The 13,409-nt window shown below is 71.3% G+C and carries 15 protein-coding genes and 1 tRNA gene; 6 read left to right on the top strand and 10 right to left on the bottom strand.

From position 1 onward, the window contains the following. Nucleotides 1–119: 119 nt before the first annotated feature. A tRNA-OTHER gene (locus tag ACZ5GP_RS22560) sits at nt 120–213 on the bottom strand. Nucleotides 214–399: 186 nt separating this feature from the next. On the opposite strand from ACZ5GP_RS22560, the gene ACZ5GP_RS22565 reads away from it, so the two are divergent. The 6 genes from ACZ5GP_RS22565 to fabI all read left to right on the top strand — a co-directional run bounded on the left by ACZ5GP_RS22565 (nt 400) and on the right by fabI (nt 5,460). Continuing rightward, entirely contained in the window at nt 400–1,392 is a 993-nt protein-coding gene (locus tag ACZ5GP_RS22565; RefSeq protein ID WP_468752555.1) for a DUF2156 domain-containing protein, read from the top strand. Nucleotides 1,393–1,443: 51 nt separating this feature from the next. Next, nucleotides 1,444–1,608 (top strand): hypothetical protein, encoded by a 165-nt coding sequence (locus ACZ5GP_RS22570; RefSeq protein ID WP_358584385.1) that lies wholly within the window; start codon nt 1,444–1,446, stop codon nt 1,606–1,608. Between the two features lie 202 nt (nt 1,609–1,810). Continuing rightward, entirely contained in the window at nt 1,811–2,911 is a 1,101-nt protein-coding gene (locus tag ACZ5GP_RS22575; protein WP_468752556.1) for a fatty acid desaturase family protein, read from the top strand. Continuing rightward, nucleotides 2,911–4,338 carry an MFS transporter gene (locus tag ACZ5GP_RS22580; protein WP_468752557.1) on the top strand — a complete coding sequence of 476 codons (1,428 nt, stop codon included), beginning with the start codon at nt 2,911–2,913 and terminating at the stop codon, nt 4,336–4,338. The genes ACZ5GP_RS22575 and ACZ5GP_RS22580 overlap by 1 nt, the downstream gene beginning before the upstream one ends. 34 nt (nt 4,339–4,372) lie before the next feature. Then, nucleotides 4,373–4,699, top strand: coding sequence for a ferredoxin (gene fdxA, locus ACZ5GP_RS22585; RefSeq protein ID WP_468752558.1), 327 nt, complete (start codon nt 4,373–4,375; stop codon nt 4,697–4,699). Beyond that, entirely contained in the window at nt 4,696–5,460 is a 765-nt protein-coding gene (gene fabI, locus ACZ5GP_RS22590; RefSeq protein WP_358584381.1) for an enoyl-ACP reductase FabI, read from the top strand. The genes fdxA and fabI overlap by 4 nt, the downstream gene beginning before the upstream one ends. A gap of 88 nt (nt 5,461–5,548) precedes the next feature. Here the strand turns inward: fabI and serS are convergent, their stop codons facing one another. From serS to ACZ5GP_RS22635, 9 genes are all read right to left on the bottom strand, one after another. Beyond that, nucleotides 5,549–6,826: a serine--tRNA ligase gene (serS, locus tag ACZ5GP_RS22595; protein ID WP_468752559.1), complete on the bottom strand. Its 1,278-nt coding sequence runs from the start codon at nt 6,824–6,826 to the stop codon at nt 5,549–5,551. 128 nt (nt 6,827–6,954) lie between these two features. Continuing rightward, nucleotides 6,955–8,175, bottom strand: coding sequence for a beta-ketoacyl-[acyl-carrier-protein] synthase family protein (locus tag ACZ5GP_RS22600; RefSeq protein ID WP_468752560.1), 1,221 nt, complete (start codon nt 8,173–8,175; stop codon nt 6,955–6,957). Then, entirely contained in the window at nt 8,175–8,408 is a 234-nt protein-coding gene (locus ACZ5GP_RS22605) for an acyl carrier protein (protein ID WP_127911495.1), read from the bottom strand. The genes ACZ5GP_RS22600 and ACZ5GP_RS22605 overlap by 1 nt, the downstream gene beginning before the upstream one ends. Before the next feature lie 76 nt (nt 8,409–8,484). After that, nucleotides 8,485–9,507, bottom strand: a complete 1,023-nt coding sequence (locus ACZ5GP_RS22610; RefSeq protein ID WP_468752561.1) for a beta-ketoacyl-ACP synthase III — start codon at nt 9,505–9,507, stop codon at nt 8,485–8,487. After that, entirely contained in the window at nt 9,504–10,487 is a 984-nt protein-coding gene (locus ACZ5GP_RS22615) for a ferritin family protein (RefSeq protein ID WP_468752562.1), read from the bottom strand. The genes ACZ5GP_RS22610 and ACZ5GP_RS22615 overlap by 4 nt, the downstream gene beginning before the upstream one ends. After that, nucleotides 10,484–11,038 (bottom strand): flavin reductase family protein, encoded by a 555-nt coding sequence (locus ACZ5GP_RS22620; protein ID WP_468752563.1) that lies wholly within the window; start codon nt 11,036–11,038, stop codon nt 10,484–10,486. The genes ACZ5GP_RS22615 and ACZ5GP_RS22620 overlap by 4 nt, the downstream gene beginning before the upstream one ends. After that, nucleotides 11,035–11,577 carry a hypothetical protein gene (locus tag ACZ5GP_RS22625; RefSeq protein ID WP_358584375.1) on the bottom strand — a complete coding sequence of 181 codons (543 nt, stop codon included), beginning with the start codon at nt 11,575–11,577 and terminating at the stop codon, nt 11,035–11,037. The genes ACZ5GP_RS22620 and ACZ5GP_RS22625 overlap by 4 nt, the downstream gene beginning before the upstream one ends. 21 nt (nt 11,578–11,598) lie before the next feature. Continuing rightward, complete coding sequence (locus ACZ5GP_RS22630) at nt 11,599–12,075, bottom strand: type II toxin-antitoxin system RatA family toxin (protein WP_468752564.1); 477 nt, start codon at nt 12,073–12,075, stop codon at nt 11,599–11,601. Nucleotides 12,076–12,077: 2 nt separating this feature from the next. Continuing rightward, nucleotides 12,078–13,388, bottom strand: a complete 1,311-nt coding sequence (locus tag ACZ5GP_RS22635) for an aspartate aminotransferase family protein (protein ID WP_468752565.1) — start codon at nt 13,386–13,388, stop codon at nt 12,078–12,080. Nucleotides 13,389–13,409: the final 21 nt, after the last annotated feature.

The following is a 13,409-nucleotide window of genomic DNA, read 5'->3' on the forward strand; positions in this document are numbered from 1 at the left end:
TAGGGCAGGATTCGAACCTGCGTGGGTCGCGAGCGACCCGACCTGGGCTGAGCCCGAGGTCCCCGATAAACCACTCCGGGCACCTCTCCTGGTCGTGCTGGCACAGAGCTGCGTGCCTGCGGAGAGGGCAGGATTCGAACCTGCGTGGGCCCCTGGGGGCCCGACCTTGAGCTGAGCTCGAAGTCCCCGATAAACCACTCCGGGCACCTCTCCGTGTTCCCGTCCCGGTTTCCCGTTCCGTTCACGAGAAGAACATTGCCAGGCGGTTCTGACAAGCGGCTGACGCCCTGCTGACGTGCCGTCACGGACCTGCCTCGTAAGCTTTTCGCCCTTCCCATCAAAGGGGCGGCGGTGCTCTACTCTCAACGACCGCAACGGCTGCCGAAAGGGAAACGGATCATGACCGTGACCGTAGTGGAAAACCCGATTCTCCGGGCTGTTCGCACCTATACGCGGGCCGAGAATCCCAGCGCGTTCCTCGCGCTCAACAGTGGCAACAGCACCTACACCCGACCCGGCTCCGACGGTGTCGTCGTCTACCGCAGGACCGGCCGGTTCGCCGTCCAGTTCGGTGGGCCCTTCGCCGCCCCGGAGGAGTACGAGGGCCTCCTCGACGGCTTCCGGGACCACGTCAAGGAGCAGGGGCTCACCCACGTGGGCGTCCAGCTCCAGCGCGACGACGCCGAGCGCTACGCGGCGCGCGGCTACACCGTCAACCAGATCGGCGCCTCCTGGGCGGTGAGCCTCCCGGAGTTCACCCTGCGCGGCACCCGCTTCATGCAGCTGCGCAACAAGATCTCCCGCGCCTACCGCAACGGCCTGCAGATACAGGAGGTCGAGGCCGGCGCCTGGCGTCAGGCGCTGGAGACGATCGACGGCGCCTGGCTCTCCAGCAAGGGCGCGGCCCGCCCCCTGGAGTTCCTGGTCGGCGAGATCGGCGGCGAGGCGCAGCAGGAGCGGCGGCTGTTCGTCGGCACCATCGCCGGGGAACCCGTGGCGTACATCTCGTACTCCCCGGTCTACGGCGCCCGCGCCGGCTGGATGCACGACCTGAGCCGGCGGGTGCCGGACGGGTCGCCGGGCCTGATGGAGGCCATCAACGCGCACGCCATCGAGGTGTTCCGCGGTGAGGGCGTGCAGTGGCTGCACTTCGGCTTCACGCCCTTCACCGGGCTGGACGCCGCCAACGAACTGGACGGCCACAGCCCCGCCTTCCAGTGGCTGATGCACGCCCTGTGGGCCGAGGGCGCCGCGCTCTACCCGGCCCAGACGCAGCTCTCGTACAAGCACAAGTGGGCGCCCGACGCGGTCATCCCGGAGTACGTCGCCTTCGACGGACCCGCCTCGCTCGCCTCCTTCGCGCACATCTTCCGTGCCTGCAACGCCTTCTGACGGCGCATCAAGTAGCCAGACAGCCGCAACGCGAAAAGGAGTGGATGAACGATGAGTGACAACGCGCAGACCGTCGACGCGCTCAAGCACACCATGGTGGAACAGCTCATGGGCGTCATCGGCGCCCCCGACGACGAGGACGTGGCCCGCGCCGCGGACGCCGTGGTGCGGGACCTGGACGCCCTGCTGCGGGCCGAGCCCGACCCGGCGGACTGATCGCGGCAGGTGCGCCGCGACCTGGCCGATCAGCTCAGCATCAGCGCCACATCAGCGCTCCACGGAACGCTGCACACACGTTCGCCCGGCGTCCGTCCGATGGGGTACCGCACGCGCTCAGCCGCACCGTGCTCCAGCGGGTCCCGTGCGCCGGGCGGGCGCCGTCGCCCGGTTCGGGCACTTCTTCCGAGGAGAGCTTCGTATGCAGCGTCCGCACGTCCAAGAGACCGGTGTCGCCGTAGCCCCGCAGCGCACCGACGTCCCGCAGCGCACCGGGGCATCCGCCACGTTCTCCGAGCTCCTCAAACGCGTCAAGGCCGAGGGGCTGCTCGACCTGAACCCGCGGTACTACGTGGGGCGCCTGATCCGCAACACCTCGCTGCTCGTGGCCGGGCTCACCGCGTTCTTCCTGCTGGGAGACTCGTGGTGGCAGCTCGTCGTGGCGGTGTGGATGGGCCTGTGCGGCGGCCAGTCCTCCTTCATGTGGCACGACGCCGGACACAAGGCGATGTTCCGCGACAAGCGGGCCGCCTCCGCCGTCGGCTACTTCCACGCCAACTTCGTCAACGGCGTCAGCTTCGGCTGGTGGGTCAACCACCACAACCGCCACCACAGCAACCCCAACCACCTCGACATGGACCCGGACATCGGCCGGCGCACCGCGATCTTCGACATCAAGCAGTACGCGACCCGCACCCCCCGGCAGCGCTTCATCGTGCGCTACCAGAGCGTGCTCTTCTTCGTGCTGCTCGTCCTCGAGTCGTTCAAGATGCACAAGACGGCCGTGAAGTCGATCGCACAGGGCCTCACCAAGCGTCCCGTCCTGGAGTCCACGCTGCTCATAGCGCGGGCCGCGATCTACCTGACCTGCGTCTTCACCGTCCTGTCGCCGGTCCTCGGGGTCGCCTTCATCCTGGTCCAGCAGGCCACCCTCGGCGTCTACTTCGGCATGATCTTCGCCCCGAACCACAAGGGCATGGACGTGCGCGACGGTGACGAGGAGACCCTGGACTGGTTGGAGCGCCAGGTCCTGACCTCCCGCAACATCCGTCCGTCCTGGTTCATCGACTTCCTGTACGGCGGTCTCAACTACCAGGTGGAGCACCACCTGTTCCCCGCCATGCCGCAGAAGAACCTGGGGCGGGCCCGTGAACTCACCCGCGAGTACTGCGCCGAGCGCGGGGTGCCCTACCACGAGGTCGGCTTCTGGGCCTCCTACCGCGAAGTGGCCTCCTACCTGCACGAGGTCAGCGCGCCGGTCCGCCGCGGCGAGGTCGACGCGCACGTCGGGCGAGCCGCCTGATGACCGACACCGTCACCAGACCGGCGGCTCCGGCCGTCCTCACGCCGGGCGCCTCGATCGGCGCCCGGCTCGACCGGATGCCGATCACCCCGACCCACCGCAGCATCACCGCGGTGATCGGCGTCGGGCTGCTCTTCGACACGTTCGAGAACAACCTCTCCGGCACCATCGCCAAGGTCCTCCAGAACGACTTCGCCTTCGGTGCCACCGAGTTGAAGCTGGTCCTCGCCTCCGCCTTCATCGGCCAGTTCATCGGCTCGCTGCTGCTCGGCAAGATCGCCGACCGGTACGGGCGGCGCCGGGCGTTCCTGATCAACCTCGCCATCTACTCGGGCTTCTCGCTGCTCGGCGCCTTCTCGCCGAACGCGGCCTGGCTGATCGCCACGCGGTTCTTCGCGGGCATCGGCATCGGCGCCGAACAGTCCCTGTCCGACTGCTACTTGTCGGATGTGCTGCCCGCGAAGAAGCGCGGCCGGTACATCGCCTGGGCCTACACCCTCGCCTTCTGCGGGGTGCCCGCCGTGGGCTTCGCGGCCCTGTGGCTGGTGCCGCTGACACCGCTCGGCATCGACGGCTGGCGCTGGCTCTTCGTCATCGGGGCGCTCGGCTCGGCCGTGGTGTGGGTGCTGCGCAGGCGGCTCATCGAGTCCCCGCGCTGGCTGGCGACGGTCGGCCGCGAGGCGGAGGCGGAGGAGCTGGTCTCCCGCATGGAGGCCGAGGTCCCGGCCGGGGCGGCGGCCGCGGCTGCGGCCGACCTGCGCAAGGCCGACCCCGGGCCGGGAGTCGAAGAGGGCCCGGGGCACGATCCGGGCACGACGCCCAGGCTGCGCGACATCTTCCAGCCCCACCTGCGCCGGCGCACCACCATGCTCTGGATCTTCTGCTCGCTCTCCACGGTCGGCTACTACGGCTTCGGCACGCTCGCGCCGCAGATCCTCGCCGCCAAGGGGTACGGGATCGTCGCCGGCCTCGGCTTCACCGCGGTGTGCTTCCTCGGCTACCCCGTGGGCTCCGCGCTCGCGCTGCCGATCATCGACCGCGTCGAGCGCAAGAAGCTGGTGGTCGCCTCGGCGGGCGCGATGGTCGTGGCCGGACTCGGCTTCAGCTACGCGGGTTCGCCGACGCTCGTCATGACCTTCGGCTTCGTCTACACCGTGTGCAGCAACCTCTTCTCCAGCGTCTCGCACGTCTACCTCGCCGAGCAGTACCCCACCGCCATCCGCGCGGCCGCGTCCGGCGCGGCGTACTCACTGTCCAAACTCAGCGCCGCGGCCCTGCCGTTCGCCCTGCTCCCGGTCCTGCAGACCTACGGGCCGGGGGCGCTGTTCGGCGTCATCGCGGCCGTGATGACCGCGCTCGCCGTGACCGTCCTCACCCTGGGCGAGCGCACCACCGGCGCCTCGGTCGACCGCCTGCCCGCCGGCTGACCATCCGTCCCGCTGCGACAAGGAGGAATCCCGCATGGCCTATGTCATCGCTCAGCCCTGCGCCGATGTGAAGGACAAGTCCTGCATCGACGAATGCCCCGTGGACTGCATCTACGAAGGCGGCCGCGCCCTCTACATCCACCCCGAGGAGTGCGTGGACTGCGGGGCCTGTGAGCCCGTCTGCCCCGTGGAGGCCATCTACTTCGAGGACGACGTGCCCGGCGACTGGGGCGACCACCGCGGCTCCAACGCCGCCTTCTTCGAGCGGCTCGGCTCGCCCGGCGGCGCCGCCGCGCTCGGCGCCCTGTCCCACGACTCCGACCTGGTCGCCGCGCTGCCGCGGGCGGTGGTCGCGTCATGAGCGGCCTCCTCGCGGGCAAGCGCGTCCTCGTGACCGGCGTCCTGACCGAGGCGTCCATCGCCTTCCACGCGGCCCGCATCGCCCAACTGGAGGGCGCCGAGGTCGTGCTGACCGGCTTCGGGCGACTCTCCCTGATCGAGCGCACCGCCGGACTGCTGCCGAAACCGGCCCCGGTCGTCGAGCTGGACGTCACCGACCAGGACCACCTCGACGGCCTCGCCGACCGTCTGCGCGAGCACGTGGACGGCCTCGACGGCGTCGTCCACTCCATCGCCTACGGTCCGCCCGGCGCCTTCCACTTCCTCGACGGGAGCTGGGCGGACGTCTCGACGGCCGTGCACGTCTCCGCGTACTCCCTGAAGTCCCTGACCACCGCCTGCCTGCCGCTCATGGAACCGCGCGGCGGCTCGGTGGTGGGCGTCACCTTCGACGCGAGCGTCGCCTGGCCCAAGTACGACTGGATGGGCGTCGCCAAGGCGGCGCTGGAGTCCACCAGCCGCTACCTCGCCCGGGACCTCGGCGCCCGCGGTGTGCGCTGCAACCTCGTGGCCGCGGGGCCGTTGCGCTCCATGGCCGCCAAGTCCATCCCCGGCTTCTCCGAGCTGGCGGACGACTGGCACACCCGCGCCCCGGCCGGCTGGGACCTCACCGACCCGGACCCGGCGGCCCGCGGCATCGTCGCGCTGCTGTCGGACTTCTTCCCCCGTACGACGGGCGAGATCGTCCACGTGGACGGCGGGGCCCACATGATGGGCGCGTGACCCGGCGCCCGCGAGGCCACAGCGATGGGGGGAGTTCAGGTGATCACCTGAACTCCCCCCATTCGTCGTGCGCGCGGACCCGGCTGGGTCACTCGGTGGTGCCGTCGGGCAGGATCCTGCGGAACCCGGTGTACGAGATGAGGGCCTCGGGCAGCTCCACCGAACCGTCCGGCCGGGCGCCCTGCTCCAGGAGCGCGGCCACCGTGCGGCCGATGGGCAGCGCCGAGCCGTTCAGCGTCGCCGCGTACTCCTTGCGGCCGTCCGCCGTGCGGCACCGGATGCCGGCGCGGCGGGCCTGGAAGGTGCCGCAGTCGGAGACCGAGGAGATCTCGCGGTAGGAGCCGCTGCCCGGCAGCCACACCTCGATGTCGTACGTCATCCGGGCCGAGAACCCGAGGTCGCCCGCCGGCAGCAGGACCACGCGGTAGGACAGTCCGAGGCGCCGCAGGCACTCCTCGGCGTGGCCCAGCATGAGTTCGAGCTCCTCCTGGGCGTCCTCGGCCGCGCAGACCCGGACCAGCTCCACCTTCTCGAACTGGTGCAGCCGCAGGATGCCCCGGGTGTCCCTGCCGTAGGCCCCGGCCTCGGCGCGGAAGCACGGGGTGCGGGAGGTGAACGCGTACGGCATCTCGCGGGCGTCCAGGGTCTGTTGCGCGAGCAGGTTGGTGAGCGGGACCTCGGCGGTCGGGATCAGGAACAGCTCGCGCTCCCCGACCTGCGTGGCGAACAGGTCGTCGGCGAACTTCGGGAGCTGCCCGGTGCCCGTCATGGTGTCGCGGTTGACGAGGAACGGCACCGAGTGCTCGGTGTAGCCGTGCTCGCCGGTGTGCAGATCGAGGAAGAAGTCGGCAAGGGCCCGCTCCAGGCGGGCCCCGGGACCGCGGCTCACGGTGAAGCGGGCCCCGGAGAGCCGCGCCGCGGCCTTGCCGTCGAAGATGCCGAGCCGCTCGCCGATGTCGGCGTGGTGGCGGGCGTCGGACGCCTCGCACGCGGGCGGGCCGCCCCGGCGCACCTCCACGGCCTCCTTCTCGGAGTCGCCGTCGGGCACGGAGTCCAGCGGGATGTTCGGAATGGTCAGGACCAGGTCCGCGAGGCGCTTGCCCGCCTCCTTGGCGGCCGCCTCGGCCCGCTGGACGTCGGCGCGCAGCGCGCGGGCCGCCTCCTTCTCCTGTTCGGTGGGTGGCCCGGACCTGCGTTCACGGGTGGCGCGGTTCGCCTCGGTGCGCAGCCGGGTCACCTCGGCCTGGGCGTCGGCCCGGCCGCGGTGGGCCGCGTCCAGCGCGTTCAGGTCGAGGTCGTGCCGGCGGCGGGCCAGGCGCCGCACCGCCTCGGGTCCGGCGGCGATCAGTTCGCGCGGATCGTGCATGGCTTCTCCTGGGGTCTCGCGGTGCGGGGCGGGGGAGATGCGCCGAGCCGCCCCCCTGGCGAGGGGCGGCTGCGGCTCCTGCCGGGGCAGGGGAGGGGGCGGGGCTGGGAGCGGGTCGGCTCCGGTGCTCACGCGGGGGCGAGGGCCAGGACGGTGTTCTGCCCCCCGAACCCGCAGGAATTGCTCAGCGCCAGATCGATGGGCATGGAGGTCGCCGAGTACGCTAGCTTGATGTCGACCTCCTGGTCCGGCATGACCAGGTTGGCGATGGGCGGCACCAGTTCGTGCTCGATGCTCAGCAGCGTGAACGCGGCCTCCACCGCACCCGCCGCGCCCAGCAGATGCCCGGTCACGCCCTTGGTCGAGGTGACCAGCGGATCCCCCTGGAGGGTCCGTTTGATCATCCTCGCCTCGGCGACGTCGTTGAGCGGCGTCGAGGTGCCGTGGGCGTTCACGTGCTGGACGTCGTCCGGGTCGGCGCCGGCGTCGGCGAGGGCCGCGCGGACCGCCGCCTCCACCCCGGCGCCGTCCGGATGCGGGGACGTCATGTGGTGGGCGTCCGCGGTGGCGCCGTAGCCGATGATCCGGCCGTGCACGTGCGCCCCGCGGGCCCTGGCGTCCTCGACGCGTTCCATGACGAGGATCCCGGAGCCCTCACCCGCGACGAACCCGTCCCGCTCCGCGTCGAAGGGACGCGAGGCGTGTGTGGGGTCGTCCTCGCGCCGGGACAGGGCGCCCATCTGCGCGAACCCGGCCATCACCAACGGCGTGATCATGGCCTCGCTGCCGCCCGCGAGGACGACGTCGCAGCGGCCGAGCGCGAGCAGGTCCCGCGCCGTGCCGATGGCCGTCGCCCCGGAGGCGCAGGCCGTGGCCACCACCAGGTTGGGTCCCGTCGCCCCGAACTCGATGGCCGTCTGACCGGCCAGCATGTTCGGCAGCTGCATGGGCAGCAGCAGCGGCGAGACCCGGTCGGCGCCTTTCTCCCGTAGGACGGTGTGCTGTTCCTCGACCGTGCCGGGGCCGCCGTCCGCGCAGCCGAGCACCACCCCGACCCGGGCGCCGTCCCAGGTCAGCGGGTCGAGCCCGGCGTCAGCGATCGCCTCACGCGCGGCGACCAGCGCGAACTGCACGAAACGGTCCAGCCGGTGGGCCCTGCGGGCCGTCAACAGCGCTTCGGGGTCGAAGCCGGGCACACGGCAGGAGATCCGTACCGGATTGTCCGCCAGTACGGGATCGAACGCCGCGCCCGACCGGCCCTCACAGACCGCCGCCCAGCTCGGCCCCACCCCGATACCGCCCGGGGTGACGAGGCCGAGCCCGGTGACGGCGATGTCGATGCCGGCCATCAGACCTTCGCGCTCCTCGTCTCCATGAGTTCCACCATGTCGGCCACGGTCTCGGCCTCCAGGAGGTCGTCGTCGCTGACGTCTATGTCCAGTTCGGACTTGAGCAGCAGCGACAGCTCCACCACGGCCAGCGAGTCCAGCTCGATGTCGTCCCTGGTGGCCTCCGGCGTGATGGCCTCGGGGGACACCTTGAGCTTGTTGGACAGGATTTCCTTGAGCTGCTCCAGCATCATGACGATCCCTTTCGAAAGGCGTACGCGCCGTTCGGCGTACGGGTCTTGAGGAGGTGCCGCCCGGCGCCGGTGGGCGTCAGACGGACTGCACTTCGGGCCAGACGAGCGTCGTGGCCCCCCAGGAGAGTCCGCCGCCGAACGCGGTGAGCAGGACTCGGTGGCCGGCGGTGAGCCGGCCGTCGGCGGCGGACTGGGACAGGAGCAGGGGGAGCGAGGCGGCGCCGGTGTTGCCGACCTGCTCGATGTTGGTGAGCTGCCGCTCGGCGGGGATGCCGAGCCGTTCCGCGACGGAGTCGAGGATGCGGGCGTTCGCCTGGTGGGCGGCGAACCGGTCGATGTCCGCCAGCCGCCAGCCGGCCTGCTCGGCCGCCTCCTGCGAGGTGACGGTCATCCGCTCCACCGCGTGCCGGTAGGTGTCGCGGCCGAGCATCCGGAAGTACTCGTCGCCCGGCTCGGGCGCGGTGCCCGCCGAGCGCTGCCGGGAGCCGCCGGCCGGCACCTCGATGAGATGGCTCAGCTCGCCGTCGCTGCCGAGGACCAGCGGCCCGACCGCGCCGGGTTCACCGGCGTCCCCGGCCCGCAGGACCACGGCCCCCGCGCCGTCCGCGAAGATCACCGCGGTGGTGCGGTCCTCGGGGTTGACGATGGTGGTGAACGCGTCGGCGGCCACCAGCAGCACCCGCTCGGCCAGCCCCGCGGCGATCAGACCGGAGGCGGTGGCGAGCCCGTAGAGGAACCCGGAGCAGACGGCGGCCACGTCGAACGCCGCGACCTGCCCGAGTCCGAGCCGCGCCGCCACCGTCGGCGCGGTCGCCGGGCACGGCTGGTCGGGGGTGGTGGTGGCCAGGACGACGGCGTCCACCTGTTCGGTGTCCGCCGACTTCAGCGCGCGCAGACCGGCCTCCACCGCCAGGTCGGAGGTGGCGGTGCCGGGCGAGACCACGTAGCGCTCGGCGATTCCGGTGCGGGAGCGTATCCACGCGTCGGAGGTGTCGAGGCGCTGCGAGAGCTCGTCGTTGGTCACCTTGTTCGGCGGCACGTACGAGCCGATGCCGCAGATCACCGCCGACCGGCCGAGGGGCCGGGCCGCGCCGCTCATGCGCCCGGCTCCGGACTGCTGAGGACCTCGACGGGCAGCCCCATGTACGCCATGCGGGACTCGGCCATCTCGTCGGTCCACTGCTCGGCCATGTCGTAGCGCTGTTCGGGAGTGGTGTCGAGCATCCGTACGCCGGGCCAGATCTCGTAGTCGCCGATCTTGTCGGCGTGGTCGGCCATGCCCTTCTGGAACAGCTCCTCGCGGTGGATGACGAACTCCCGGTCGGGGATCTCGTCCCACAGCTTGACGCCGGCGCGCAGGATCTCCATCAGGCGCGGGCGGTACTCGGGGTGGGCCACGATGTGGTCGCGCAGGATGGTGCTGGCCACCGTCAGGTGGCGGATCTCGTCGATGGCGGTGCCGCGCGAGATCTCCCCGGTGGCCGGGGACAGCGGGGTCCACTTGCGCTCGCTCAGCTCGGCGGCCGGGGCGAGCACCCCTTCGATGACGATGGCGAAGACGGCGACGCCACCGGCGAAGTCGGCCTGGTCGCGGACGATGTCGAGGGTGAAGTCGACGACCGGGTCCAGGACGCGCTTGCGGTAGTCCGCGGCCATCTCGTCGATGTCCTTGAGCAGGGTGCCCGCGGGGTGCCCCAGCTCCACCAGGTGGTTGCGGAAGACGCGGGCGTGCCGGGCCTCGTCGATGAGCTGGGTGGCGTAGAACTCCATCTCGGGCACGCCCGGGGCCAGCGCCACGTAGTGCCCGAGGAGGCGGGTCGCGATCTCCTCGGACAGGCCGCGGAAGCCGAACTCCAGGACCAGCGCGTCGCGCAGCGGGCCGGGTGCCTTCAGGAAGTCGGGGACGGTCGCGTTCTCGTGGTGTCCGGTCGCGCCCCGGTCGCGCAGGGTGCCCTGGGCGACGGAGGTGAACCAGTAGGCGAGGTCGCAGTCGTCGGGCCCGAGGGTGAGTTCCTTCGCGCCGTCGAGTAAGCCGGGGGCCTTGTCCCAGTCGGCCTCGGGGGCCACAGAACCGGTCATGATGCCGATGTCTCCTTCGTGGTGCGGGCGGGATGCAGGGCGCCTGCGACGAGGTCGCCCGCGTAGCTGAACAGCGGCGGGCCGCTCTCGGCGCCGGCGCGCACGACGTAGCCGAGCAGCACTTCGCCGTCGCCCGCCCGGTGCGAGGAGTGCACCCGGCAGGAGTAGTGGGCGAGCGCCCCGGACAGCCGGGGCGCGCCGGCGTAGGAGTCGGCCGTCCAGGGCAGGCCGTCGAACTGGGCGCTGCCGTCGGGGCGCGAACTGTCCGCGAACCACCGCGCCAGGTCGCCCTGCGTGCCGTCCAGGACGTTGACCACGAAGCGCCCCTCGGCGGCGGCGAGCCGCGCGAACGACGAGCCGGGCCGCAGCGCGACCCCGATCAGCAGCGGCTCGCGGGAGACGAGGGTGACCGTGCTCGCCGTGGTGCCGTGCAGCCGGCCGGCGTGGCCGACGGTCAGCACCGACACCGGTGACGCCAGGTGGTACAGCGCCCGGCGGCGCTCCGCCGGGTCCTGGCGCACCGGGCGGCGCAGCGGGGTGAGGGTGCTCATCGCAGTGCCTCCTCGCGGGCCCGGGCCGCCTGCTGCGGCAGCTTGACGATGTGCCCGACCGGCTCCGGGTCCTGTGCGTGGCCGACCGGCTTGGGGTGCTCGATCCCCAGGTCGTCCAACAGCCGCAGATAGCCGCTCTGGCGCACCGGCTCGAAGGGCAGGGCGAACGACTTCATGAAGTTGCCGAACAGGCCCCGGTCGCCGAAGAGGTGGAAGGGCAGCACGAGCAGCGCCCACTCGGGACCGATCAGCCAGCACCACAGCGCGGCCACCGCGGCCTGGGTGATGAGGCTGTGCATCACGTTGTAGAGGACGTAGTACACCTTGGAGATCGGTTTCCCGCCGCTGCGCTTGAAGGCGATGGCGCCGGGGATGTAGCCGATCAGGTCGATGTAGAGGAAGAGCGCGACCGCCGGTATCCAGCGGATCTCGCCGATGTGCGCGATGAGCAGCCCGGTGGAGACCGCGAAGCCCACCAGGTACTCGGCGCGGTGCAGGGAGTACGTCTTCGGCGTCTCGAAGGGATTGGCCTGGTCCATGGTCAGCTCCTGGCTGTGGTCTCAGGCGGCAGCGGGCTGCGACAGTTCGATGCCGCCCGCGATCCGTGTGCCGGGGAACAGGCCGGTCAGCGACCAGGCGACGGTCTCCTTGATGACCCGCTCGGCGATCGGGTCGAGGATGCCCTCCAGGCTCGGGATGCCGAAGTCGAAGTCGGCGTCGAAGCGCACGGCGACGTCGTCACCGGACTGCGTCAGCGCCCAGGTGCCGGTGAAGGAGTCGAAGTCGCCGTCCGACTGCTCGAAGCGGATCTCGCCCTGCTCCGGCAGGAAGGTGTCGTCCTCGGTCCAGCGCAGCAGCCCGCTGCGGAAGTGCAGTTCCCAGCTGGAACTGCACTGCGTCTCGGGCAGCGTGGCGTGCACCGTGGTGGAGTTGACGTGGGGCGCCAGGTCCGGGTACTTCTCCCAGCGCATCACGGAGTCGAAGACCGTGGAGACCTGCTCCGCGGGGACCACTGCTTCCAGTTCTACGTGCCGCACGATCAGTTACCGCCTTCCGGCATGGTGGCCGCACCGCTGAGAAGGTCGCGGGTGGCCAGGTCGAAGGAGTTGAGGAGGAACTCCACGTCGGTGTCGCTGAGGACGGCGGGCGGGGTGAACCGCACCACCGAGCTGCCGTTCATGGAGTGGTTGGCGACCACCCCGTGGTTGAAGAGTTCGATGAGCAGCTCGCCGGCGAGACCCGCCTCGACGAGCTCCACGCCGATGAGCAGCCCCTGGCCGCGCACGTCGACGACGAGTTCGGGGATGTTGCGGTACGCGATCTCGGCGATCCGCGGCAGCAGCGCGGCGCCCAGGTCGGTGGCCCGGGTGACCAGGCGGTCCTCCTTCATGGCCCGTACCGCGCCCTGCACCGCGGCCATCAGGACGGGCTGCCCCGAGAAGGTGGCGGTGTGGATGTAGGGGTCCTTGTCGAAGGGGCGGAACGCCTTGCGGGTGGCGACGGCCGCGGAGACGGGGAGCACGCCGCCGCCGAGCGCCTTGCCGGCGAGCAGGACGTCGGGGCGCACGTCCTCGAAGTCCGCTCCCCACCATTCGCCGAGGCGGCCGAAGCCGGACTGGATCTCGTCCAGGATCAGGAAGCCGCCGTGCTCGCGCACGAGTTCCTCGACGCGCTTGAGGTAGCCCTTGGGCGGGATGATGACGCCGCCCTCGCCCTGGACGGGTTCCAGGATGACGCAGGTCTGACCGGGGTGGGCGGCGAGGTCCGCCGCCAGGGCGTCGGTGTCGCCGAACGGCAGGTGGTGGAAGTCGGGGATCAGCGGCCGGAACGGCGCCTGGTAGACCTCCTTCGCGGTGGCGGAGAGGGCACCGAGCGTCTTGCCGTGGTAGCCGCCCCGCATGGAGACGGTCCGCTTGAAGCCGCCGGCGCGGGCCAGCTTCAGGCCGGTCTCCACGGCCTCGGCGCCCGAGAGGCCGAAGTGCACGCGGTCCAGTCCCTCGGGCATGACGGAGACCAGGGCCTCGGCGGCGCGGGCCACCGTCGGTTCGAGGAGGATGCGGGTGGCGGTGGGGTGCGTACGGAGCTGGCGCTCCACCTCCTCCATCACGATGGGGTGGCGGGCGCCCATGATGAACACGCCGTAGCCGCCCGCGTTGAGGAAGCGCTCGCCGTCACTCGTGGTGAGCCAGGCGCCCTCGGAGGCCACTTCCATGTGGCTGCCGAACAGCTCGGCGAGGGTGGCGCGGCCCTTGCTCAGGTGGGCGCGGTACAGGCCGAGGACCTCCGCCTCGGTGTCGGCCGCGGAGACCGCGTCTGCCGCGGCAGCCGGGTTTTCCTGGATTACGGTCACAGGTTTCTCACTCCAAAGAAG

It is taken from the genome of Streptomyces sp. NPDC031466 (assembly GCF_055581265.1).

What these genes read in the sequence shown, in the direction of transcription:
- fabI (WP_358584381.1), top strand. Translation starts at nt 4,696, where the DNA reads ATGAGCGGCCTCCTCGCGGGCAAGCGCGTCCTCGTGACCGGCGTCCTG.
- ACZ5GP_RS22580 (WP_468752557.1), top strand. Translation starts at nt 2,911, where the DNA reads ATGACCGACACCGTCACCAGACCGGCGGCTCCGGCCGTCCTCACGCCG.
- ACZ5GP_RS22570 (WP_358584385.1), top strand. Translation starts at nt 1,444, where the DNA reads ATGAGTGACAACGCGCAGACCGTCGACGCGCTCAAGCACACCATGGTG.
- ACZ5GP_RS22605 (WP_127911495.1), bottom strand. Translation starts at nt 8,408, where the DNA reads ATGATGCTGGAGCAGCTCAAGGAAATCCTGTCCAACAAGCTCAAGGTG.
- ACZ5GP_RS22575 (WP_468752556.1), top strand. Translation starts at nt 1,811, where the DNA reads ATGCAGCGTCCGCACGTCCAAGAGACCGGTGTCGCCGTAGCCCCGCAG.
- ACZ5GP_RS22620 (WP_468752563.1), bottom strand. Translation starts at nt 11,038, where the DNA reads ATGAGCACCCTCACCCCGCTGCGCCGCCCGGTGCGCCAGGACCCGGCG.
- ACZ5GP_RS22625 (WP_358584375.1), bottom strand. Translation starts at nt 11,577, where the DNA reads ATGGACCAGGCCAATCCCTTCGAGACGCCGAAGACGTACTCCCTGCAC.
- fdxA (WP_468752558.1), top strand. Translation starts at nt 4,373, where the DNA reads ATGGCCTATGTCATCGCTCAGCCCTGCGCCGATGTGAAGGACAAGTCC.
- ACZ5GP_RS22565 (WP_468752555.1), top strand. Translation starts at nt 400, where the DNA reads ATGACCGTGACCGTAGTGGAAAACCCGATTCTCCGGGCTGTTCGCACC.
- serS (WP_468752559.1), bottom strand. Translation starts at nt 6,826, where the DNA reads ATGCACGATCCGCGCGAACTGATCGCCGCCGGACCCGAGGCGGTGCGG.
- ACZ5GP_RS22615 (WP_468752562.1), bottom strand. Translation starts at nt 10,487, where the DNA reads ATGACCGGTTCTGTGGCCCCCGAGGCCGACTGGGACAAGGCCCCCGGC.
- ACZ5GP_RS22600 (WP_468752560.1), bottom strand. Translation starts at nt 8,175, where the DNA reads ATGGCCGGCATCGACATCGCCGTCACCGGGCTCGGCCTCGTCACCCCG.
- ACZ5GP_RS22610 (WP_468752561.1), bottom strand. Translation starts at nt 9,507, where the DNA reads ATGAGCGGCGCGGCCCGGCCCCTCGGCCGGTCGGCGGTGATCTGCGGC.